Annotated in this window: 17 protein-coding genes; 2 read left to right on the top strand and 15 right to left on the bottom strand. The window is 72.3% G+C overall.

The window, feature by feature from the left end:
• Window positions 1-74: 74 nt before the first annotated feature.
• The 6 genes from ABZ385_RS20505 to ABZ385_RS20530 form a co-directional block, all read right to left on the bottom strand.
• Window positions 75-3,158, bottom strand: coding sequence for an AAA family ATPase (locus ABZ385_RS20505; RefSeq protein WP_358579421.1), 3,084 nt, complete (start codon window positions 3,156-3,158; stop codon window positions 75-77).
• A gap of 67 nt (window positions 3,159-3,225) precedes the next feature.
• Entirely contained in the window at window positions 3,226-3,405 is a 180-nt protein-coding gene (locus tag ABZ385_RS20510) for a hypothetical protein (RefSeq protein WP_358700080.1), read from the bottom strand.
• Window positions 3,406-3,663: 258 nt separating this feature from the next.
• A complete protein-coding gene (locus ABZ385_RS20515; RefSeq protein WP_358579416.1) occupies window positions 3,664-4,305 on the bottom strand; it encodes a hypothetical protein in 642 nt (213 codons plus the stop codon).
• Between the two features lie 35 nt (window positions 4,306-4,340).
• Window positions 4,341-4,919, bottom strand: a complete 579-nt coding sequence (locus ABZ385_RS20520; RefSeq protein WP_358579413.1) for a GNAT family protein — start codon at window positions 4,917-4,919, stop codon at window positions 4,341-4,343.
• Entirely contained in the window at window positions 4,888-7,158 is a 2,271-nt protein-coding gene (locus ABZ385_RS20525) for an MMPL family transporter (protein ID WP_358912504.1), read from the bottom strand. The genes ABZ385_RS20520 and ABZ385_RS20525 overlap by 32 nt, the downstream gene beginning before the upstream one ends.
• Window positions 7,159-7,426: 268 nt before the next feature.
• Entirely contained in the window at window positions 7,427-9,544 is a 2,118-nt protein-coding gene (locus ABZ385_RS20530) for a phosphocholine-specific phospholipase C (protein WP_358579409.1), read from the bottom strand.
• Between the two features lie 227 nt (window positions 9,545-9,771).
• Here ABZ385_RS20530 and ABZ385_RS20535 point away from each other — a divergent pair, with 227 nt between their 5' ends.
• Complete coding sequence (locus tag ABZ385_RS20535; protein WP_358912506.1) at window positions 9,772-10,935, top strand: SMI1/KNR4 family protein; 1,164 nt, start codon at window positions 9,772-9,774, stop codon at window positions 10,933-10,935.
• An 87-nt stretch (window positions 10,936-11,022) separates the two neighbouring features.
• Here ABZ385_RS20535 and gatB read toward each other — a convergent pair whose 3' ends face one another.
• The 9 genes from gatB to ABZ385_RS20580 all read right to left on the bottom strand — a co-directional run bounded on the left by gatB (window position 11,023) and on the right by ABZ385_RS20580 (window position 21,901).
• On the bottom strand, window positions 11,023-12,537 hold the full coding sequence (gene gatB / locus ABZ385_RS20540) for an Asp-tRNA(Asn)/Glu-tRNA(Gln) amidotransferase subunit GatB (protein ID WP_358579404.1): 1,515 nt from the start codon (window positions 12,535-12,537) through the stop codon (window positions 11,023-11,025).
• A 16-nt stretch (window positions 12,538-12,553) separates the two neighbouring features.
• Window positions 12,554-12,793, bottom strand: coding sequence for a hypothetical protein (locus tag ABZ385_RS20545; RefSeq protein ID WP_358579402.1), 240 nt, complete (start codon window positions 12,791-12,793; stop codon window positions 12,554-12,556).
• Complete coding sequence (gatA, locus tag ABZ385_RS20550) at window positions 12,790-14,283, bottom strand: Asp-tRNA(Asn)/Glu-tRNA(Gln) amidotransferase subunit GatA (protein WP_358579399.1); 1,494 nt, start codon at window positions 14,281-14,283, stop codon at window positions 12,790-12,792. Before gatA ends, ABZ385_RS20545 begins: the two co-directional genes overlap by 4 nt.
• 4 nt (window positions 14,284-14,287) lie before the next feature.
• A complete protein-coding gene (gene gatC / locus ABZ385_RS20555; protein WP_010984178.1) occupies window positions 14,288-14,584 on the bottom strand; it encodes an Asp-tRNA(Asn)/Glu-tRNA(Gln) amidotransferase subunit GatC in 297 nt (98 codons plus the stop codon).
• Window positions 14,585-14,781: 197 nt separating this feature from the next.
• The gene (locus ABZ385_RS20560; protein ID WP_358579397.1) at window positions 14,782-17,109 is read right to left on the bottom strand and encodes a bifunctional diguanylate cyclase/phosphodiesterase; all 2,328 of its coding nucleotides are present in this window, start codon (window positions 17,107-17,109) and stop codon (window positions 14,782-14,784) included.
• A 315-nt stretch (window positions 17,110-17,424) separates the two neighbouring features.
• Complete coding sequence (ligA, locus tag ABZ385_RS20565) at window positions 17,425-19,608, bottom strand: NAD-dependent DNA ligase LigA (protein ID WP_358579395.1); 2,184 nt, start codon at window positions 19,606-19,608, stop codon at window positions 17,425-17,427.
• 31 nt (window positions 19,609-19,639) lie between these two features.
• On the bottom strand, window positions 19,640-20,653 hold the full coding sequence (locus ABZ385_RS20570; protein ID WP_358579393.1) for a methionine synthase: 1,014 nt from the start codon (window positions 20,651-20,653) through the stop codon (window positions 19,640-19,642).
• Window positions 20,650-21,348 carry an SDR family oxidoreductase gene (locus ABZ385_RS20575; RefSeq protein WP_358579391.1) on the bottom strand — a complete coding sequence of 233 codons (699 nt, stop codon included), beginning with the start codon at window positions 21,346-21,348 and terminating at the stop codon, window positions 20,650-20,652. Before ABZ385_RS20575 ends, ABZ385_RS20570 begins: the two co-directional genes overlap by 4 nt.
• 7 nt (window positions 21,349-21,355) lie before the next feature.
• Entirely contained in the window at window positions 21,356-21,901 is a 546-nt protein-coding gene (locus ABZ385_RS20580; protein ID WP_358579389.1) for a TIGR00730 family Rossman fold protein, read from the bottom strand.
• 49 nt (window positions 21,902-21,950) lie between these two features.
• Here ABZ385_RS20580 and ABZ385_RS20585 point away from each other — a divergent pair, with 49 nt between their 5' ends.
• Window positions 21,951-22,286 carry a DUF427 domain-containing protein gene (locus ABZ385_RS20585; protein ID WP_358579388.1) on the top strand — a complete coding sequence of 112 codons (336 nt, stop codon included), beginning with the start codon at window positions 21,951-21,953 and terminating at the stop codon, window positions 22,284-22,286.
• The last annotated feature ends 119 nt before the right edge of the window (window positions 22,287-22,405 follow it).

A 22,405-nucleotide genomic window follows, 5' to 3' on the forward strand; every position in this document is an offset into this window, starting at 1 on the left:
TCCTGTGAGCCGAGTTCCTGTCGTCAAGCGTAAGTGAGGCCGCCTTGAACCGGCCGGGAGTCGAAAGGCGCAGGTCAGACCCGGCTCGCGGGCGGGAACAGGCGCAGCCGGTGGGCGAGGGCCGCCGCCTCCCCCCGGCCGGTGACGGACAGCTTGGCGAGGATGTTGGAGACGTGCACGCTCGCCGTCTTGGGGGAGATGAAGAGTTCCTCGGCTATCTGGCGGTTGCTGCGGCCCACCGCGACGAGCCGCAGGACGTCCCGCTCGCGGCTGGTCAGCCCGAGCGCCTCGGCGGGGTCGGCCGGCACGTCGGCGGGCACGGCCTCGGCGGGGTCCAGGGTGAGGCGGGCCCGCTGGGCGAGGCCGGTGATCGCCTCCAGCAGTGGTCGCGCGCCGAGGCCCCGCGCCACCTCCCCGGCCTGGCGCAGCAGCTGGGCGGCGCGCTCGCGGTCGGTGCCGTCCGGGGCCAGCAGGGCCTCGGCGAGGCGCAGCCGGACGCGGGCGAGGTCATAGGGGCGGTCGAGCACTTCGACGGCGGCGACCACGGCGGTCCAGTCGGCGCGGCCGTCGCGGCCCTCGGAGCGCAGCAGCTCGGCGCGGGTCCACTCGTCGTAGGCCCGCCAGAGCGGGAGGGGGGTGGCGAGGGCCTTGGCAGCGGTGCGGATGCGGGCGACGACGGCGGGGCGGCCGGGTTCGGCGGCGGGCAGGCCGCGGGCGTCGGCCTCCATGGTGGCGGCGGCGAGCAGCAGGGGCCAGCCGTAGCGGTGGGTGCCGACGGGGAAGCCGCCGGCGAGGGCGCGTTCCAGCTCGGCGCGGCCGTCCAGGACGCGGCCCTCGGCCGCCGCGATGCCCAGGCAGATGCGGGCCAGCGGCAGGATGTACTGCGGCTGCGGGTCGTGGCTGCCGTAGTGGTGGTAGGCGCTCTGCAGGTGCCGGGTGGCGGCGTCGAGGTCGCCGCGGAAGAGCGCCATGCGCGCGGAGCACTGGGCGGCGGAGCCCCGGGGCTTGGAACTCTGCACACGGCGGTACGTCTGGGCGACGGCCTCGGTGGCCTCGTCCCAGCGGCCGAGGGTGACGAGGGACTCGGCGGCGTTGGCCCACACCCAGCCCTCGGTGTCCACCAGGCCGTACTTCCGGCAGAACTCGATGCCCTCCATCGAGACCTTCAGGGACTCGGCGGAGCGGCCGACGCCCTCCAGGGCGGAGGGCAGGTTGATGTGGGCGCGGCTGAGGTCGGTGACGAGGCCCTGTTCGACGACGCGGTCCCTGACCTCGTACATCTCGGCGAGGCCGCTCTCCGGGTCGCCCGCCTCGATGAGGAGGTTGCCGCGGGTGAGCCGGGCGTTCAGTTCGATGGTGTCGGCCTTGACCATGCGGGCGTACTCGACGGCCCGTTCGGCGGCGGCGAGCGTCTCGGGGCCCGGGTCGTGCAGCATGCCCCAGGAGGCGCGGTGGACGAGCACGTCCGCGTGCACCTCGGAGGGCGGCAGGCCGCGCATCAGCTCCTGGGCCCTGGCGATCTCGTCCCAGCCGTCGCCGCGGCCGAGGGTGGAGACGAGGCGGGAGCGCGAGACCCAGAACCAGGCGGCCCGCAGCGGGTCGTCGTCGCCCTCCAGCAGCCGCAGGGCGCGCTTGGTGATCTTCAGGGCGCGGTCGCGTTCGCCGCACAGGCGCCCGGCGACGGTGGCCTCGGCCATCAGGTCCAGGAAGCGCAGCGGGGTGGTGGCGGGGTCGCAGCCGCAGGCGGGGTAGCCCTCGACGTAGTCGGCGGGGCGCAGTTCCTCGCGTACGGCGTCGGGGGCGTCGTCCCACAGCTCCATCGCCCGCTCCAGCAGGCGCAGTTGCTCGGCGTAGGCGTGCCGGCGGCGGGCTTCCACGGAGGCGCGCAGGACGGCGGGCAGGGCCTTGGCGGCGTCGTGCGCGTGGTACCAGTAGCTGGCGAGGCGGGCGGCGCGCTGGTCGGCGGCGACGAGCCCGGGATCGGCCTCCAGGGCCTCGGCGAAACGGCGGTTGATGCGGGAGCGCTCGCCGGGCAGCAGGTCGTCGCTGACGGCCTCGCGGACCAGGGAGTGGCGGAAGCGGTAGCCGTCGCCCTCCGGCGAGGCGAGCAGGATGTTGGCGCCGACGGCGGCGCGCAGCGCCTCGATGAGGTCGTCCTCGCCGAGTCCGGCGACCTCGGCGAGCAGCTCGTACTCGACGGTCGAGCCGCCCTCGGCGACGATCCGCGCCACCCGCTGGGTGTCCTCGGGGAGTTCCTCGACGCGGACGAGGAGCAGGTCGCGCAGGGAGTCGGTGAGGTTCGCGCAGCTGCCGCCCGCGGCGGCGACCGCGAGTTCCTCGACGAAGAAGGCGTTGCCGTCGGAGCGGTCGAATATGTCGTCCACCAGGGCCTGTTCGGGCTCGGCGGAGAGTATGCCGGCCATCTGGCGGGCGACCTCGTCCTTGCTGAAGCGGCCGAGTTCCACGCGCCGGACCGTGCGCAGCCGGTCCAGCTCGGCGAGCAGGGGGCGCAGCGGGTGGCGGCGGTGGATGTCGTCGGCGCGGTAGGTGGCGAGCAGGACGAGGCGGCCGCCGCGCAGGGTGCGGAAGAGGTAGGCGAGGAGGTGGCGGGTCGAGGCGTCGGCCCAGTGCAGGTCCTCCAGGGCGACGATGACGGTGCGTTCGCGGGAGAGGCGCTCCAGGAGGCGGGCGGTCAGCTCGAACAGGCGCGCCATGTCCTGTTCGTCGGACCGGGTGCCCCGGAAGTCGCGGCCGTGCGGTGCGGCGCCCGCCAATTCGGGCAGGAGACGGGCCAGTTCCTCCTCCTGGCCCTCGGCCGCCGCGGCCAGTTCGTCGGGGAGCCGGCGGCGCAGGGCGCGCAGGGCGGTGGAGAAGGGGGCGAACGGCAGGCCGTCGGCCCCGATCTCGACGCAGCCGCCGAGTGCGACGACGGCGCCCTGCTTCTCGGCGGCCGCCGTGAACTCCTCGACGAGGCGGGTCTTTCCGACGCCTGCCTCGCCGCCGAGCAGCAATGCCTGCGGCTCGCCCGTGCCCGGGCCCCCGGCTCCTTGGAGCGGGGTGCCCGTGGCGCGGGCGAGTGCTTCGTTCAATACGGCCAGTTCGTCGGTGCGACCGACGAACACCGGGCTCACGGACCTGGTTTCCACGCCCGCGAGCATCGCACAGTGCGCGGACGGTGCGGCACCCCATTTCCGCTGGGTGGACCAGGTCAGGGGCCGCTCCACCTCAGGCGGCCCGGGTGAAGCGGGCCCTCCACATGTGTGCGTTCACCCGCCCCTCCGCTTCCTCGCGGGCCGCTCGGCGGGTGGCGGCGCGGTTCTTGCGGGCCTCGGCGAGCAGGCGGCCCCGGTCGGCCTCGCGGGTGAGGTCGGCGGCGCGGAGCTGGTGCATCTCGTACTCGAACATCTCGTACCCCTTGGGTGATCGGCTTTCCCATCGCTCTCTGCGATGTCTCTACTTTCTTCTCCCAGGGGGGTCCCCCACATCGGGCGAGTGCCGCATCTGCGAGGGGCGGGGGGCCTTAGACGCGGCGAGGGGCGGGCCGGGGGCCTTAGCCCCTGACCCGCCCCTGCCTTATCCGGCCCTTCGTGCGCTGCCCATGTCCTCCGTACGCGCCTCATGTCCCGCCTACGCGCCTCGCCTCCCGCGTACGGGCGGGATGCCTCAGGAAGAAGGTGCCGACGGGAGGCCGAGCAGCAGGTCCGTGTACTTGGCGACGGCGAGGATCAGCCCGATCACGCCGAGCACGACGCCCGCCCATGCCACGGACTTGATCCACGGCGCCTGCTCCTGGCCCGGCGTGCCGAACGCGGGCCTGACGAGGACCACGAAGCCGGTGACCAGGGCGGTGAGGGCGAAGATGCCGGCGATCAGCGCGGTGATCTTCCAGGAGTCGCCGTACAGGGCCTGGATCTGGTCGGCGACGTTCGCGGACCGGGCCGTCTCCAGCTGCCCCACGATGTTGGAGCGGGCCGCGGCGACCGTGCCGAGCCAGCCGCCGGAGAGGCCGATCACGCCGAGGGCGGCGGAGACGACGGCGGCGGCGCCCTGGCCCACCCCGGCGGCCTTGCGGGGCGCGGGGACGGTCTCGGCGGCATCTTCCGCGTCGGACTCTTCGAGGGCGGTGTCGTCCTCTTTGAGGGCGGTGTCGTCCTCGGCGGTCGCGGCGTTCTCCCCCGGGACGGGCGGGGCCGCCTCGTCGGTCCCGGTCGCCTCGTCGGTCCCGGTCGCCTCGTGGGGCCCGGTCACTTCCTCGGTCCCGGTGACGTCCTCGGCCCCGGCCGCGTCCTGCGTCTTTGTACCCATGCGCCGCACCGTACGGACGCAGTCTGAGAGCCGTCTTAACGAACGCCGTCGGCGGGGGCGGCGGTGTCCCGGGCCGCCCGCCACTCGGGGGCGAGCACCGACCACACCTCCATGTCGTGGCGCACTCCCTGCCAGGGGAAGCTCTCCCGCAACACGCCGTCCCGGGTGAAGCCGAGCCGCGCGGCGGCGGCCTTGCTGCGCTCGTTGCGGGAGGAGACCAGCCACTCGACGCGGTGCATGCCCCGCTCCTCGACGGCCCAGTCGACGACGATCCGGGAGGCCTTGTAGACCAGTCCGCGCCCGGCGGCCGAGGGCTCCAGCCAGACGCCCAGCTCGCAGCTCTCGGTGGCCGTGTCGAAGATCCGGAAGAGCACGCCGCCGACGAGCGTGCCCGCGAGCCAGATGCCGTACAGGCGCCCCGTGTCGGCGGCCTGCTTGTCGGCGTACCGCTGGAGGTGCCCCCGCGCGCTGTCGAGGTCGTCGACGGTCACGGTGAAGGGCACCCAGGGGCCGGCGTACTCCCGTGCCCGCTCCACGTGCGCCAGGAACTCCCGCGCCTGCCAGGGTTCGATGGGCCGCAGCTCAGCTTCGTCGCCCAGCGATATCGCGAACATCCCGCTCCTCGGATCCACTCACGTCCACAGGTGGCGCGTGGGGCACACGCCGTCCGGGGATCTTCGCACGCGCGTCGCGCGGGTTCGAGCGACATTCGGGCGGCTCGATGCTGATGCGCGGCAGCAGGCGGTCCAGGCGGCGCGGCAGCCACCAGTTGGCGTTGCCGAGCAGGTGCATGAGGGCGGGGACCAGCAGCGTCCGCAGGACGAAGGCGTCGAGCGCGACGGCCGCCGCGAGGGCGATGCCGAACATCGCGATGACCCGGTCGCCGCTGAGGACGAAGGCGAGGAAGACCGAAATCATGATCACCGCCGCGGAGTTGATCACGCGGCTCGTCTCGGCGAGGCCCACCCGCACCGCACGCCGGTTGTCGCCGGTCTCCAGCCACTCCTCGTACATGCGGCTGACCAGGAACACCTGGTAGTCCATGGAGAGTCCGAAGAGGACGGAGACCATGATCACGGGCAGGAAGGGCTCGATCGGCCCGGCCCTGCCGAGCCCGAGCAGCTCGCTCCCCCAGCCCCACTGGAAGATCGTGACGACGATCCCGAACGCGGAGGCGACGGCGGCGACGTTCATCGCGGCGGCCTTCAGCGGAATGCCGAGGGAGCGGAAGGCGAGCAGGAGCAGGACGCAGCCGAGGCCGATCACGACGCCCACGAAGAGCGGCAGCTTCGCGACGATGATCTCCGCGAAGTCGTCGTAGCCGGCGGTGACCCCGCCGACCGCCACATCCAGCGAGCTGTCCGCCTCGGCGGCGGGCAGCACGTCCTCGCGCAGCCGGTCGACGAGGTCGCTGGTCGCCCCGGACTGCGGGGAGGTGTCGGGCAGGACGGTCAGGAAGGCCGTGCGGCCGGCTTCGTCGTACGTCACCGGGCTGACGGAGGCGACGCCCTCGGTCGATGCCAGCGTCGCGCCGAGGTCGGCCAGGGCGTTGCGGTCACCCGCGCCGTAGACCTCGCTGACCAGGGTGAGGGGTCCGTTGACACCGGGACCGAAGCCGTCGGCGAGCAGGTCGTAGGCCTGCCGGGTGGTGGCGGTGGCCGGGTTGTTGCCCTGGTCGGACGTGCCCAGGTGCAGGGTGAGGGTGGGCAGCGCGAGCACGGCCATGACCAGGACCGCGACGCCGCCGAGGAGCTTCGGGTGGCGTTCCACGAAGGCGGCCCAGCGGGCGGCGAGCCCGGTCGGCAGCTCCGGCTGCGGTCCGTGCTCGGCCAGTGCGCGGCGCTCGCGGCGGCTGAGGGCGCGCGGCCCGATCCAGGACAGCAGCGCGGGCAGCAGGGTCACGGACGCGGCGACGGTGAGGACGACGGTCAGCGAGGCGGCGATCGCGACGCCGTTGAGGAAGCCGAGCCGCAGGATGAGCATGCCGAGCAGGGCGATGCAGACGGTGGCGCCGGCGAAGACGACGGCACGCCCGGTGGTGGCGACGGCGCGCTCGGCGGCCTCGGCCACGGGCAGGCCGCGTCTGAGGCCCTTGCGGTGCCGGGTGACGATGAACAGGGCGTAGTCGATGCCGACGCCGAGGCCGATGAGCGTGCCGAGCATCGGGGCGAAGTCGGCGACGGTCATCACATGGCCGAGCAGCACTATGCCCGCGTACGCGGTGCCGACGGACACCAGGGCGGTCGCGATGGGCAGGGCGGAGGCGGCGAGCGAGCCGAAGCCGAGGAAGAGGACCACGGCGGCGACACCGACCCCGATGATCTCGGCGACCTCGGCGTTCTTGGACTCGGTGAGCCCGACGGCGGTGCCGCCCAGCTCGACCTGGAGCCCCTCGGACTCGGCGGCCCCGGCCGTGTCGACGAGGGCCTGCGCCTGCGCCTTCTCGACCTTGTCGGCCTGTTCCCGGAAGGTGACGGTGGCGTAGGCGGTGCGGCCGTCCGCGCTGATCCGGCTCGCGCCCCCCGCGTCGTAGGGACCGTTCACCGAGGCCACGGCGGGCAGCTCGGCGATCTTGTCCAGGGTCGCGGACATCGTCCGCTCGACGTCGGCGGCGCGGACCGAGGCGCCGGGGCCGGTGTGCCAGACGACGGTGTCGCTGTCGCCGCCGAGGCCGTGGAACCCCTTGTCCAGGAGCTGGGCCGCCCGGCCGGACTCGGTGCCGGGGACCTCGTAGTCGTTGGAGTACGAGGATCCGGCGACGGTCGCGGCACTCGCGGCGCCGCCGAGCGCGAGGAGCCAGAGCAGGACGGCGAGAAGGCGGTGCCTGACGCACCACCGTGCGAGTGCTGCCACGTACTGGCTCCCTGGGTGATTCGTGGATCTTTATCGGGAACAGCAGTGAATCGACTGAACAACCCGCAAAGAACGCATGAAGGGCGGTATGAGCGCCGGGAACACCTTGACAGCCTCGGAAGATCCTTTGTCCGTTTCGTGGCCATCCTCACAAGGGCACAAGGGCACAAGGGGCATAAGGGCACGAGAGGTGCGCGGAGGTGCGCGGAGGTGCGCGGAGGTGCGCGGAGGTGTCCGGAACGCTCCGCGCACCCGTGCTCGCCGGGCGTCAGCCCGAGACGCTCGTCCGGCCGTTCTCGATGTGGCCCATGAGGCGGCGGCGGAAGGCGGTGTCGCGGTCGGCGGTGACCTCCACGTCGTACCAGCCGTGCTCGTCGTCGGTGTGCCAGGCGACGGTGCGGCTGCCGCCCGCCTTGACGCGGACGGTGCGGGTGCGGCGCCTGATGTCGTCCTCGTCCACGTAGCCGAGCGGCTTGACCGTGAAGACCAGCTCGCGGCGGCCCCGGTTGGCGAGGGTGAGGTGGATCTCGCGGCGGGTGATCGCGGAGGCGAGCCGCGCGCCGCCGTCCTGGCCGCTGCTGCCCGGCCTCGCGCCCGCGAACTCGCGCCGGAAGCCGTTCGGCCCGGTGACGGTGAAGGAGTACGTGCCGCCCGGCACCGGCACCGTCCAGGAGCCCTTGCGGACGACGTCCTGGTGCTGCGGGAGGAGGAACTCGCCTGCGTAAGGGTAGAGCGCGAAGTGCGCGCTGGAGCTGCCGCCGTTGCGCAGCCGCACGGTGAGCGAGCCGTCCTCGCCGTGCCGCGCGTCCGCGTCGGGCTGGTACGGCAGCGGGCGGGCGCGCCGGACGCCGGGCTCCTGGAGGGGCATGGACTGCTCCAGGGGCGGCTGCGGCCGCCAGCGTCCGGTGAAGACCGGGATGGGGCCCGGCCGCTCGACGTCCGGGCGGCGGTGGGCGCGCCGGAAGTCGAAGGCACCGGTGAGGTCACCGGTGACCTTGCGCCGCCAGGCGCTGATGTTGGGCTCCCGCACGCCGGTCCACTTCTCCAGGAAGCGCACGACGGAGGTGTGGTCGAACACCTCGGAGCAGACGTAGCCGCCGACGGTCCACGGCGAGACGACGAGCATCGGCACGCGCACGCCGAGCCCGGTGGGCCCGCCCTCCCAGCGCTCCTCGTTCTCCTCGGGCGATGCGCCGCCGGGCACGGGCGGCGGGACGTGGTCGAAGAAGCCGTCGTTCTCGTCGTAGTTGATGAACACGGCGGTGCGCCGCCACACCTCGGGACGGGAGGCGAGCGCGTCGAGGATCTTGTAGACGATGGTCGCGCTGTGGATCGGCGAGGAGACGCTGGGGTGCTCGGAATCCAGCGCGGAGGGCACCAGATAGGTGACTTTCGCCAGCTTGCCGCCCGCGACGTCCTTGGCGAACTCCTCGGCGAGCTTCCCGGTCGGCACGCGCCGCAGGCCGCGCTCGAACAGCGACCGCTCGTGCTTGCCCAGCGTGGCGACCCCCTCGTCCAGGGTGGCGAGCAGCTTGGCGCGCGCGGTCTCGTCGGCGGCGTCGCGCACCTTGGCGTAGAAGGCCTCCATGTACGTGAGGCCGGTCTTGGCCAGGGCCTTGCGGGCGATGGCCTTGAAGGTGGTGAAGAACTCGATCTGGTTGTCGGTGAAGTTCTCCCACTCCGTGTACGTCCGCCAGCTCACGCCCGCCTTCTCCAGGCGCTCGGCGTACGTGCCCCAGCCGTATCCGGGGTGGGTGCCCTCGGCGTACGCGTCATTGCCGACGGCCCGCCTGCCGTTCGCCTCGTAGCCCGTCCTGCCGCTCCACAGGTGGTTGCGGTTGGGGCTGGTGGAGGAGTGGATGGAGGAGTGGTAGGCGTCGCAGACGGTGAAGGTGTCGGCGAGTTCGTAGTGCAGCGGGATGTCCTCGCGCGTGTAGTACGCCATGGTGGCCGCCGTCTTGGCGGTGACCCAGCCGTCCATCCAGCCGCCGTGCCAGGCCTTGGCGCCGCCGCCCCAGGAGTGGTCCAGGTCGCCGATGTACTGGAGGTCCTTGCGCTGCGCCTTGGCGGCCTCGCGGACGGGGAAGGGCAGGACGGTGCGCGAGGCGTCGGGCTGTTCGAACACGGACGTGCCGCCCGGCAGCCGGATGGCGTTGCGGTCGCCGAAGCCGCGCACCCCGCGCAGCGAGCCGAAGTAGTGGTCGAAGGAACGGTTCTCCTGCATCAGGATCACGACGTGCTCGATCGAGTCGAGACCACCGCCCCGCGGCGGCTCGTGCGCGAGCGCCTCCTGCAGCGAGGGCGGCAGGAAGGAACCGGCGGCGGCCGCGCCGAGCGCGCCGCCGCCGACCGCCATCAGGCGTCTGCGCGAAATCTCCGGAGTCACGTGTGACCTCCCAGTAGTCCTGGCCCTGTTGCCCTGGCCGGCGTCAATGGTTCTCCGTTGATCCATTGATCTCTTCGGCGGGGACGCTAGTGACGTCCGGTTTCCTTGTGAAGGCGGAGGGACGAAGTCGGGGTGAACGTCCAAAAGGTCCCGGACGCGGGGGCCTCGGCGGTGCCCCGATGTCCCTTTTCGGGGCGTTGTCAGTGGCGGGTGCCATCCTCGGAGGCATGGAGATCACCGAGCGCGTCGCCGCCTTCAGGGACCTGCTGGGGCCGCCGCCCGACGCCGTGCCCGCCGTCGACTGGGCGGCCGTGGAGGCCTGGCTGGAAGTCCCGCTCCCGGCCGACTACAAGGCCCTGGTGTCGGCGTACGGCCCGGTCGAGATAGGCGGCGGCCCCGCGGCCATCCGTCTGCACACCCCTTGCGTCAGCGCGGACGGGCGGTACGACTACGGGGCCTGGGTCGTCGAGACCCACCGCCACTCCTCGATCCGGCCGGGCATGTTCACCCGGGAGCGGCGCCGCTTCCTGCCCGAGGAGGGCGGCCTCCTCGCCCTCGCCACGACGGCGGGCGGCGACCACCTGTTCTGGGACACCTCGGTCTCCGACGACCCGGACGCGTGGCCGGTGGTGCTCCTGACCACGTCCATCGCCGTCGGCGAGGCCGAGCCCTGGGTGTCGTACGAAGTCCCGCTGCTGGACGTCCTGTCGGCGGCCGCCCGGGACGGCGTGGCGGTCCGCGCCTGGGCGCCGCTGGCCGGTGCCGGCCCCTGGGCCCCGCCGCCCCGGGGGACGTACGTGGACGCTCGCCAGCACGCCGCGCTCACCGAGGGCGAGGGCCTGGCGGCGGTCACCGCGCTCATACCCCCGCCCCTGACGCCCCATCTGGGCACCGGGACGTGGGAGCAGGTCTTCACCCGGCTCGGCACCCGGCTCCCCGCGGACTTCACGGCCCTCACCGAGCGGTACGGCGCGGGGAACTGGAGCTGGTGGCTGGACATGCCCGCTCCCCTGGACCTGGAGGGCCGCTGCGGGCTCGCGGCCGACGCCGAGGAGATGCTGGAGGGCTACCGCGCCCTGCGCGAGGCGCACCCCGAGTACTACCCCCTGCCCGCCTGGCCGGAGCCCGGCGGCTTCCTGCCGTTCGCCTCGACCATCGACGGGGACGTGATCGGCTGGTGCACCGAGGGCGAGCCCGACCAGTGGCGCGTCGCCGTCAACCCACGGCACGCCGACCAGGGGCCGCCGCTGCCGGGGAACTTCACCGGGACGCTGCTGAACTGGCTGCGCGGCGACGGACCGGGCACCGCCGGCTTCCCCGGACTGCGCCCGGACCAGGACCCGTTGGAGCACATGTTCTTCGAGCCGTTCGCAGCGCGCGGGACCGGATGAGCGTCATCCCGCCGGACGTGCGGGTACGGGTGAGGGGGCGGCGCCCCTGTCGGGTGCGCCGCCCCCTCACGCGGACGGTGGAGAGCCTCAGCCCTCGCTGACGCCCAGCTTCTCCAGGATCAGCTCCTTGACGCGGGCGGCGTCGGCCTGGCCACGGGTGGCCTTCATGACCGCGCCGACCAGCGCCCCGGCCGCGGCGACCTTGCCGCCGCGGATCTTGTCCGCGACGCCCGGGTTGCCGGCGATGGCCTCGTCGACGGCGGCGGTGAGCGCGCCCTCGTCCGAGACGACCTTCAGGCCGCGCTTTTCGACGACCTCGTCCGGCGTGCCCTCGCCCTTCAGGACGGCCTCGATGACCTGGCGGGCCAGCTTGTCGTTCAGGTCGCCCGCGGCGACCAGCTCCGCCACGCGGGCGACGTGCTCCGGCGTGATCGGCAGCGCGCCGAGGTCCACGCCCTGCTCGTTGGCGTGCCGGGCCAGCTCGCCCATCCACCACTTGCGGGCCGACGCGGCGTCCGCGCCCGCGTTGATGGTGGCGACGATCGGGCCGATGGCGTCCGCGTTGAGGATCGACTGCATGTCGTGCTCGGAGATGCCCCACTCCTCGCGGAGCCGGTTGCGGCGCAGCCGCGGCAGCTCCGGGAGACCGGCGCGCAGCTCCTCGACCCACTCCCGCGAGGGGGCCACGGGGACCAGGTCGGGCTCCGGGAAGTACCGGTAGTCCTCGGCGTTGTCCTTGATGCGGCCGGAGGTCGTGGAGCCGTCCTCCTCGTGGAAGTGGCGGGTCTCCTGGAGGATCGTGCCGCCGGAGGAGAGCACCGCCGCGTGGCGCTGGATCTCGAAGCGGGCGGCGCGCTCCACGGAGCGCAGCGAGTTGACGTTCTTCGTCTCGCTGCGCGTGCCGAACTCCCGTTGCCCCTTGGGGCGCAGGGAGAGGTTCACGTCGCAGCGCATCTGGCCCTTGTCCATGCGGGCCTCGGAGACGCCGAGCGCCTTGATCAGCTCGCGCAGCTCGGCGACGTACGCCTTGGCGACCTCGGGGGCCCGCTCGCCCGCGCCCTCGATGGGCTTGGTGACGATCTCGATGAGCGGGATGCCGGCGCGGTTGTAGTCCAGGAGCGAGTGCGAGGCGCCGTGGATGCGGCCCGTCGCACCGCCCACGTGGGTGGACTTGCCGGTGTCCTCCTCCATGTGGGCGCGCTCGATCTCCACGCGGAAGACCTCGCCGTCCTCCAGCTGGACGTCCAGATAGCCGTTGAAGGCGATCGGCTCGTCGTACTGGGAGGTCTGGAAGTTCTTCGGCATGTCCGGATAGAAGTAGTTCTTCCGGGCGAAGCGGCACCACTCGGCGATCTCGCAGTGCAGCGCGAGGCCGATCTTGATGGCGGACTCGACGCCGATCTCGTTCACGACCGGCAGCGCGCCGGGCAGGCCGAGGCAGGTCGGGCAGGTCTGGCTGTTCGCGCCCTGCTTGAGGGTGGTCGAGCAGCCGCAGAACATCTTGGTCTTGGTGCCCAGCTCGACATGGACCTCAAGGCCCATGACGGGGTCGTACGTCGCGAGGGCTTCCTCGTACGACACCAGGTCGGTAGTGACAGTCACGGTGAAACTTTCCCTCTCAGCCCAGCAGGACGTCGTCGTCGCCGAGGCGCTTGAGCTCCCGCAGGAGCAGCGCGACGCCGGTGGCGATGGCGGCAGCGGAGACGACGGCGTCCACGAGGCGGAGCGTGTCGTGTTCGGTGCGGGCCAGCCTGGCCTGCTTGAGCACGGAGACCGCGCCGAACGCGGTGGTGCCGATCGACAGATACGTACCGGTCTTGGACTTCTTGAAGCCCTTGGCCTTGTTCAGTGCGCTCACAGTGACGGTGCCTCCTCCAGCAGCGGGTGCCCCCACTTTTCCACGAAGGCGGCCTCTACGGCGGCGCCCACCTTGTACAGGCGGTCGTCCTTCATGGCGGGGGCGATGATCTGCAGTCCGACGGGCAGGCCGTCCTCCGGCGCGAGACCGCAGGGCAGCGACATGGCGGAGTTGCCCGCCAGGTTGGTCGGGATGGTGCACAGGTCGGCCAGGTACATGGCCATCGGGTCGTCGGCGCGCTCGCCGATCGGGAAGGCCGTGGTCGGCGTCGTCGGGGAGACGATCACGTCGACCTGCTCGAAGGCCGCCTCGAACTCGCGGGTGATGAGCGTGCGGACCTTCTGGGCGCTTCCGTAGTACGCGTCGTAGTAGCCGGAGCTGAGCGCGTACGTACCCAGGATGATGCGGCGCTTGACCTCGTCGCCGAAGCCGGCCTCGCGGGTGAGCGCGGTGACGTCCTCGGCGGACTTCGTGCCGTCGTCGCCGACGCGCAGGCCGTAGCGCATCGCGTCGAACCGGGCGAGGTTCGAGGAGCACTCCGAGGGCGCGATCAGGTAGTACGCCGAAAGGGCGAGGTCGAAGGAGGGGCAGTCCAGCTCGACGATCTCCGCGCCCAGCGACTTCAGCAGCTCGACGGACTCGTCGAAGCGCTGGACGACACCGGCCTGGTAGCCCTCGCCGCGGAACTGCTTGACGACGCCCACGCGCATGCCCTGGACGGAGCCGTTGCGGGCCGCCTCGACGACCGGCGGGACCGGGGCGTCGATGGACGTCGAGTCCAGCTCGTCGTGCCCGGCGATGGCCTCGTGCAGCAGGGCCGCGTCGAGGACGGTGCGGGCGCAGGGGCCGCCCTGGTCCAGGGAGCTGGAGAAGGCCACCATGCCGTAGCGGGAGACGCCGCCGTAGGTGGGCTTGACGCCGACCGTGCCGGTGACGGCCGCGGGCTGGCGGATGGAGCCGCCGGTGTCCGTGCCGAGGGTCAGGGGGGCCTCGTAGGCGGCGAGGGCGGCGGCCGAGCCGCCTCCGGAGCCGCCGGGGATGCGGGTGAGGTCCCAGGGGTTGCCGGTCGGGCCGAAGGCGCTGTTCTCGGTGGAGGACCCCATGGCGAACTCGTCCATGTTGGTCTTGCCGAGGATGACGACGTCGGCGGCCTTCAGCTTCTTGGTGACCGTCGCGTCGTACGGCGGGACCCAGCCTTCGAGGATCTTGGAGCCGACCGTGGTCGGGATGCCCTCGGTGGTGAAGATGTCCTTGAGCGCCACGGGCACGCCGGCCAGCGGGCCGAGCTTCTCGCCCCGGGCGCGCTTCTCGTCGACGGCGCGGGCCTGCGCGAGGGCGCCCTCGCGGTCCACGTACAAGAAGGCGTGCACCTTCTCGTCGACGGCGTCGATGCGGGCCAGGTGGGCCTCGGTGACCTCGACGGCCGTCAGCTCGCCGGAGGCGATCCTCGCGGCGATCTCGGCGGCGGTGAGCTTGATGATGTCCGTCATGTTCTTAGTCCTCCCCCAGGATCTGCGGCACCTTGAAACGCTGCTGCTCCTGGGCCGGGGCGCCCGAGAGCGCCTGCTCGGGGGTGAGCGACGGACGGACCTCGTCCGCGCGCATGACGTTGGTCAGCGGCAGCGGGTGCGAGGTCGGCGGTACGTCTTGGTCGGCGACCTCCGAGACGCGGGCGACCGCGCCGATGATGTCGTCGAGCTGTCCGGCGAAGTGGTCGAGCTCCTCGGCCTTCAGCTCCAGACGTGCAAGGCGGGCGAGGTGGGCGACCTCCTCGCGCGTGATGCCAGGCATGCGGCGATCCTCAGGGGTGAGTTTGCGGGTTGTGGGGCCAATCCTATGGGTCGAGGTGGTGTGGCCGTTAAACGGTTTCCCCGCGGCCGACCGCGAGGGGCGTCTCACCGCGCCTCAAGGGTTGCCCTGCTGCCCGCTGCCCGCCCGGTGCCCCGGGGTCTCGGGGTCTCGGGGTCTCGGGGTCTCGGGGTCTCGGGCTACTTGACCACGTGCCCCGAGGACTCCCCCACGTCGGAGCCCTCGGCGAGCGCTGCCGCCGCCTCCGCCGCGACGTCCGCCGGGCGGCGCCAGCCGCGTGAGCCGCGGGCCCGCAGCCAGGCGGTCGTCTCCTCCGGAGGCATCGCGGCGGCGACCAGCCACCCCTGGACCGCGTCGCACCCGAGGTCCCGCAGCCGCTCCCACGTCTCGTCGTCCTCGACGCCCTCGGCGACGACGAGCAGGCCCAGCGAATGGGCGAGGTCCACCGTGCAGCGGACGATCGAGGCGTCCTCCTCGTCGATGGCGAGCCGGGCCACGAAGGAGCGGTCGATCTTCAGCTCGCTGACGGGCAGCCGCCGCAGGTGGACCAGCGAGGAGTACCCCGTGCCGAAGTCGTCGAGGGACATCTTGACCCCGTGGCCGGTGAGCCCGGCCAGGGTGTCCGCGGCGCGCTGCGGGTCCTCCAGGAGCACGTGTTCCGTTATCTCCAGCTGGAGCGCCCCCGCGGGCACCCCGTGCCGGGCCAGGCGCGCCGCGACGGACCCGGCGAAACCGGGCGTGTGGACGTCGCGCGGGGAGACGTTGACGGCGACCGGGACCTTGAGGCCCTGGGCGTGCCACTTGGCCACCTGGCCGAGGGCCGACTCCAGGACGTACTCCGTCAGGTGCGGCATGAGCCCGGAGGACTCGGCGATGGCGATGAACTCGTCCGGCGGCACCTTCCCCCGCTCGGGGTGCACCCAGCGCACCAGCGCCTCCAGGCCCTCGACCTTGCCGTCGAAGCGGACCTTGGGCTGGTAGTGCAGTTCGACGTCGCCCGCGTCCAGCGCCCGGCGCAGGTCCCCCAGCAGGCCGAGGCGGTCCGGGGTGTTGGAGTCCCGCTTGGACTCGTACACCTCGACGCCGGTGCGGTCCCGCTTGGCCTGGTACATCGCCACGTCGGCGCGGCGCAGGAGGCCCTCCGCGTCGAGCGCGTGGTCGGGGAAGACGGCGAGGCCCGCGCTGGCCTCCAGGACGAGGGTGAGGCCGTCGAGGTCGAGCGGTGAGCCGAGCGCGGCCACCAGCTGCCGCGCCACGCGCGTGGCGGACGTGGTGGAGTCGGCGATGGGCAGCAGCACGGCGAACTCGTCGCCGCCGAGGCGGGCCGCCTCCGCGCCGCGCGGGAGGGCGAGCCGGAGCCGGTCCGCTATCTGCAGCAGCAGCCGGTCCCCGGCGAGATGGCCGAGGGTGTCGTTCACCGACCGGAAGCGGTCCATGTCGATCAGCATCAGGGCGGAGCGCGCGCCGATCCGCTCGGCGTCGTCGAGGGCCGTCCAGGTCCGCTCCAGGAGCCACTGCCGGTTGGGCAGTCCGGTGAGCGGGTCCCTGAGCTGCTCCTCGGCCCGGGCGCGGGCGATCCACAGGGTGGAGTCGAGTGCGACCAGCGGGATCGCGAAGAGCGGCAGCAGGATCGGCAGGGAGACGGCCACCACGCAGATCAGCGGGGCGATGCCGAGCAGCGCGATGCCGAGAAGGCCCTGCCTGACCAGGGCCGTTCGGGTGACGGTCGGCAGGGCGCCGGTGCGCGGCGCGTGGACGTACCAGAGCAGGACGCGGGTGACGACGAGGTAGGCGACGGCGACCAGCGCCACTTCGGGGGCGGTGTACAGGTCCCAGGTCTCGGGCAGCCAGGGCGACTCGGCGGTCGGCGCCGTGCCGAACGCGGCCAGGGTGAGCGCACCCGCGCCGATGCCGAGGAGGTCGACCGCGCCGTGCAGCACGCCCTGGCGCCGGCGGTGCCTGCGGGCTACGCCGACCAGGACGACGACGGTGAGGCTGACCAGGCCGGCGGGCACCCACCCGTACAGCAGGAGCACGGCGACGGTGAGGGCCCCGCCGGAGCCCGTGCCGCCCCACCAGCGGTCGCGGCCGAGGGCGACGAGGTGGCCGACGATGAGGCCGGTCAGGACGGCGAGGGACCAGCCGGTCGCCCCGGCGGGGAACAGCGTGTGCCGGCCCGTGAGGGCCTGGAAGAAGCCGGTGCCGAGGAGTAACGCGGCGGCCGCGAGGACCAGGAGGGGCAGCAGGGGCCAGGGGTCGCGGGGGTCCTGTTCGGTGGGGCCGCCCGCCATGGCCACGGCGCTCTCCGTGCCGCATCCGGACGTGGGCGAGGTCCAGGCCCGCTCACGCGGTTCGATGGCGGTGCTCAGCGCGCCGCAGCCGGGTCCGCTCGCGAGGCCCGGGTCGGCGGCCGGTACGGTCCGCCGGCCGCGCAGCCAGGTGGCCGGCGCGCACCACCGGCGCGCGCGCAGCGGTGAGTACGGGGCGGCGCTCTCGGTCGGTTCCATTCCCGTCCCTCTCACAGCCGGCGGTGCCCACGCCAAAACGGACTCGGCCCAAAGGCGGCCGGGCCCGGAACTTCCGTCCCCGCGCTCCGAACGAGCGAGGGCCGCACAACTCCCGGACTCGTGCCGAGCGGGGGATGCCCCCTTCCGAGCTCTTGTCGAGCAGGAGATGCCCCGTTCGCGGCGGGGCCCGGCAGGCGCACCTCTCAACAGTAGGCCGCGGAAGGCTTCCACGGGCAGCGGTCGCCCACGGTTGCCCGAATGCGACCCGGCCACCCGTATGCATCTGGTATGCGCCGAACGGGTGGCCTTCAACCGCTACTCCTCGGTCGGAAGCGCGACTTCCCGCGCCGCGTCCGGTCCTTGTTCCAGCAGCACGACGAAGCCTTCCTCGTCGAGAACCGGAACCTTCACCTGCATCGCCTTGTCGTACTTCGAGCCGGGGTTGTCCCCCACGACGACGAAGGACGTCTTCTTCGAAACGGAACCGGTCACCTTCGCGCCACGGGTTTGCAGCGCCTCTTTCGCGCCATCCCGGGTGTAGTGCTCCAGCGTGCCGGTGACGACGACCGTGAGGCCCGCCAGGGGGCGGGGGCCCTCGTCCTCGCCGCTCGTCTCCTCCTCCATGCGCACCCCGGCCGCCCGCCACTTGCGGAGGATCTCGCGGTGCCACTCCTCGGCGAACCACTGTTTGAGGGAGGCCGCGATGACCGGCCCCACTCCTTCCGTCGTGGCCAGCTCTTCCTCGGTGGCCTGTTCGATCCGGTCGATGGAGCGGAACTCGCGGGCCAGCGCCTCGGCGGCCACCGGGCCGACGTGCCGGATCGAGAGGCCGGTCAGGACGCGGGCGAGGGGGCGCTCCTTGGCCGCCGCGATGTTCTCCAGCATGGCGAGCGTGTTCTTCTTCGCCTCGCCCTTCTGGGTGGCGAAGAAGGTGACGACCTTCTCCTCGCCGGTCTTGGGATCGCGCTTGGGCAGGCCGGAGTCCTGGTCGAGGACGTAGGACTTGATGGGGAGCAGCTCCTCGATCCGCAGGTCGAAGATGTCGCCCTCGTCGAGGATCGGCGGCTCGGCCGGCTCCAGGGGTCTGGTCAGCGCGGCCGCGGCGACGTATCCGAAGTTCTCGATGTCCAGCGACTTGCGGCCGGCCAGATAGAAGAGCCGTTCGCGCAACTGGGCCGGGCACGTCTGGGCGTTGGGGCAGCGGAGGTCGATGTCGCCCTCCTTCATGGGCCGCAGCGCCGTGCCGCACTCGGGGCACTCGGCGGGCATCTCGAACTCCCGCTCGGTGCCGTCCCGCAGGTCCACCACCGGGCCGAGGATCTCCGGGATGACGTCACCGGCCTTGCGCAGCACGACCGTGTCGCCGATGAGGACGCCCTTCTTCTTCACCACCTCCTGGTTGTGCAGGGTGGCGAACTCCACCTCGGAGCCGGCGACGGTGACGGGCTCCACCTGGGCGTACGGCGTGACGCGGCCGGTGCGGCCGACGCCGACGCGGATGTTGACCAGTTTGGTGTTGACCTCCTCCGGGGCGTACTTCCAGGCGATGGCCCAGCGCGGGGCGCGCGAGGTGGAGCCGAGGCGGCCCTGGAGGGGGATCTCGTCGAGCTTGACGACGACGCCGTCGATCTCGTGCTCCACGGAGTGGCGGTTCTCCCCGAAGTACGTGATGAAGTCCCGCACGCCCTGGAGGTCTTCGACGACCTTGTTGTGCCGGGCGGTGGGCAGGCCCCACTCGTGAAGCAGTTCGTAGGCGTGGCTGAGGCAGTCGATGTCGAGGCCCTCGCGGGCGCCGATGCCGTGCACGACCATGTGCAGGGGCCGGGTCGCGGTGATGCGGGGGTCCTTCTGGCGCAGTGAGCCCGCCGCGGCGTTGCGAGGGTTGGCGAAGGGCTTGTCGCCCGCCTCCACCAGGCGGGCGTTGAGCTCCTCGAACTTCTCCATGGGGAAGAAGACCTCGCCGCGGATCTCCACCAGGGCGGGCACGCGGTCGCCCTTGAGACGCTGGGGGATGTCCGCGATGGTGCGGACGTTCGGTGTGATGTCCTCGCCGGTGCGGCCGTCGCCGCGGGTGGCGGCGCGGGTCAGCCTGCCGTCCTCGTACGTCAGGTTGACCGCGAGGCCGTCGACCTTCAGCTCGCACAGGAAGTGGTAGCCCGGCGAGCCGACGTCCTTGGCCACGCGGTCGGCCCAGGCGGCCAGCTCCGCGTCGTCGAAGGCGTTGTCGAGGGAGAGCATGCGCTCGCGGTGCTCGACCGCCGTGAACTCCGTCTCGTACGCCCCCGAGACCTTCTGGGTGGGCGAGTCCGGTGTCCGCAGCTCCGCGTACTCCTCCTCCAGGGCCTCCAGGGAGCGCAGGAGCTTGTCGAACTCCGCGTCGCTGACGACGGGTTGGTCCTTCACGTAGTACCGGAAGCGGTGCTCCTCGATCTGTTCGGCCAGCTGGGCATGCTGATCCCGTGCCTCGGCGGGCACGGAGCCTTGCTGTTCGACAGCCACCGTAAAAGTCCTCCCGTTACGTCATACCCAATTACTCAGGGTTGTCTGCGAGCGATCTCGCCGCCTTGACGCAGTGGGCGTGTGCCGCGCGGGCGTACGCGGGGGAAGCCCCCGCGAGTCCGCACGACGGAGTGAGTACGACCGACTCCGCGAGTGATCCCGGATTCAGCCCCAGCCTGCGCCACAGCGTCCTGACACCCATGACGCTACCGGCAGGGTCCGACAATGGGCCGTCCACGCCCGGCACGACACCGGCGAAGAGCTTCGTGCCGCCCTCGACCGCCTCGCCGATCACCTCGTCGTCACGCTCGGTGAGGAGCGAGAAGTCGAACGAGATCGCGTGGGCCCCGGCGCGGCGCAGCAGCGCGAAGGGCACGTCCGGCGCACAGGAGTGGACGACGGTCGGCCCCTCGCCCTGGACGGCCAGGACGTCCCGCAGGGTGTCCTCCACGCTCTGGCGGTCCACGGCGCGGTGGGTGCGGTACTGGCTCGCCGTCCTGACCTGCCCGCGGAGCACGGCGATGAGCGAGGGCTCGTCCAGTTGCAGCACCACCTGGGCGCCCGGGACCCTGCGGCGCACGTCGGCGAGGTGCTCGCGCAGGCCCTCGGCGAGGGATCCGGCGAGGTCGCGGCAGGCGCCCGGGTCGGAGAGCGCCACTTCGCCGTTGCGCAGCTCCAGGGCGGCGGCGAGCGTCCAGGGGCCGACGGCCTGGACCTTGAGCGGCCCCTGATACCCCTGGGTGAACTCCTCCAGGGCGTCGAGGTCCTCGCCGAGCCAGGCCCTGGCCCGCTTGGTGTCGCGGCCGGGGCGGTCGCCGACGCGCCAGCCGCTGGGCTCCACGCGCGCGTACAGGTCCACGAGCAGTCCGGCGGTGCGGCCGATCATGTCGGCGCCGGGTCCGCGCGCGGGCAGTTCGGCGAGGTGGGGGATGCCCTCGCCCGCTCCCGCGAAGCTGCCGGTGACGGTCTTCGCGGCCTCGCGGGCGTCCCCGCCGGGCAGGGACCCGACGCCGGTCGCCGGGCCCCAGGTGATCGTGTCGCTCATCGTCCCGGCCGCACCGTCAGGTCGTTGACCTCCGCGTCGCGCGGCAGGTCCAGGGCCATGACGATCGTCGTGGCGATGGACTCGGGGTCGATCCAGCGGGACGCGTCGTACTCCTTGCCCTCCTGCTGGTGGACCTTGACCTGCATGGCGCTGGCCGTGCGGCCGGGGTAGACGGAGGTGACCCGGACGCCGTTGCCGTGCTCCTCCTGGCGCAGGGAGTCGGCGAGGGCCTTCAGGCCGTGCTTGGAGGCGGCGTACGCGGACCACTCGGCGTGGGCGTTCAGGCCGGCGCCGGAGTTGACGAAGACGACGTGTCCCTGGCAGGCGCGCAGTTGGGGCAGGAAGTGGCGGGTCAGTTCGGCGGGGGCGACGAGGTTGACGTTGAGCTGGTGGTGCCAGGCCTTGGGGGTGAGGTCGCCGACCGGGCCGAGGTCGACGACGCCGGCGATGTGCAGGAGGGAGTCCACGCGCGAGGGCAGCGACTGGTGGCCGAAGGCCCAGGAGAGCCTGTCGGGGTCCGCGAGGTCGCCGACGAGCGTGCTCGCGCCGGGGAACTGCGCGGCCAGTTCCTTGGCGCGGCCCGCGTCGCGCGCGTGGAGGACGAGTTCGTCGCCGCGTGCGTGCAGGCGGCGGGCGACGGCCGCTCCGATGCCGGAGCCGGCCCCGGTGATCACATGTGTTGCCATACCCGCCATGCTCGCATCACCGCGTGCCCTGTGATTCCTCCAGGTAGGCCAGGGCGCCGACGGGCTCCTCGGCGAAGAAGACCAGTTCGGTGAGGGGTACGGGCAGGAACCCCTCGTCCTCCATGCGGCGGAACTGCTCCTTGAGGCCGTCGTAGAACCCGGCGGAGTTCAGCAGGACCACCGGCTTGGTGTGCTTGCCGTGCTTCTTCAGCTCCAGGATCTCGGTGGCCTCGTCGAGGGTGCCGGTGCCACCGACCATGATCACGATCGCGTCGGCCTTCTCCAGGAGGAGCGCCTTGCGCTCGGCGAGGTCGCGGGCGATCACCATCTCGTGGGGGTCGGTGACGGCCCGGGCCTTGGCCGCGAGGAAGTCGACGGAGACGCCCACCAGCCGCCCGCCCGCCTCCTCGACACCGTCCGCGACCACCTTCATCAGGCCGCTCTCCGAACCGCCCCACACCAGGGTGTGGCCTCCCTTGCCGAGCAGTTCGGCGAACTGCCTGGCGGGGCGGGTGTAGCGCTCGTCCAGGTCGGCGGCGGAGAGGAAGACGCAAATATCCATGTGCTCACGGTACGGTCCGAGGGGAAGGCACCTGTCGAGGAGGTACGTCGTGGCCAAGGGACACCGGATCACTGTCGAGCAGGGCACGGACCATGTGCGCGTGGTGCACGACGGGCAGGTCGTCGCGGAGAGCCGCCGCCCGCTGCTGCTGCGCGAGACGGGGTGTCCCGTGCGGTACTACCTGCCTCCGGAGGACGTGCGTACGGACCTGTTGACGCCGTCCGCGACGATCACGCACTGCCCGTTCAAGGGCACGGCTTCCTACTGGTCGCTGCCGGGCGCGCAGGACGCGGTGTGGGCCTACCCCGAGCCGAAGCCGGAGGTGGCCGCCGTCAAGGACCACTACTGCTTCTACGAGGCACAGGTGGTCCCGCCGCAGGGTTAGGGCGTGTTTCGAAAGTCCCGTCTACCTGGCGACGCCTGGCACGCACGCTCGCCGCGTTGTCGGGATCGCCCCGATACCACCAGTATCGGGGCGACCCTCCGCCTTGCGATCGCACGCAC

Origin of the sequence: Streptomyces sp. NPDC005898 (genome assembly GCF_040629635.1) — a bacterium.
Taxonomy (GTDB): domain Bacteria; phylum Actinomycetota; class Actinomycetes; order Streptomycetales; family Streptomycetaceae; genus Streptomyces.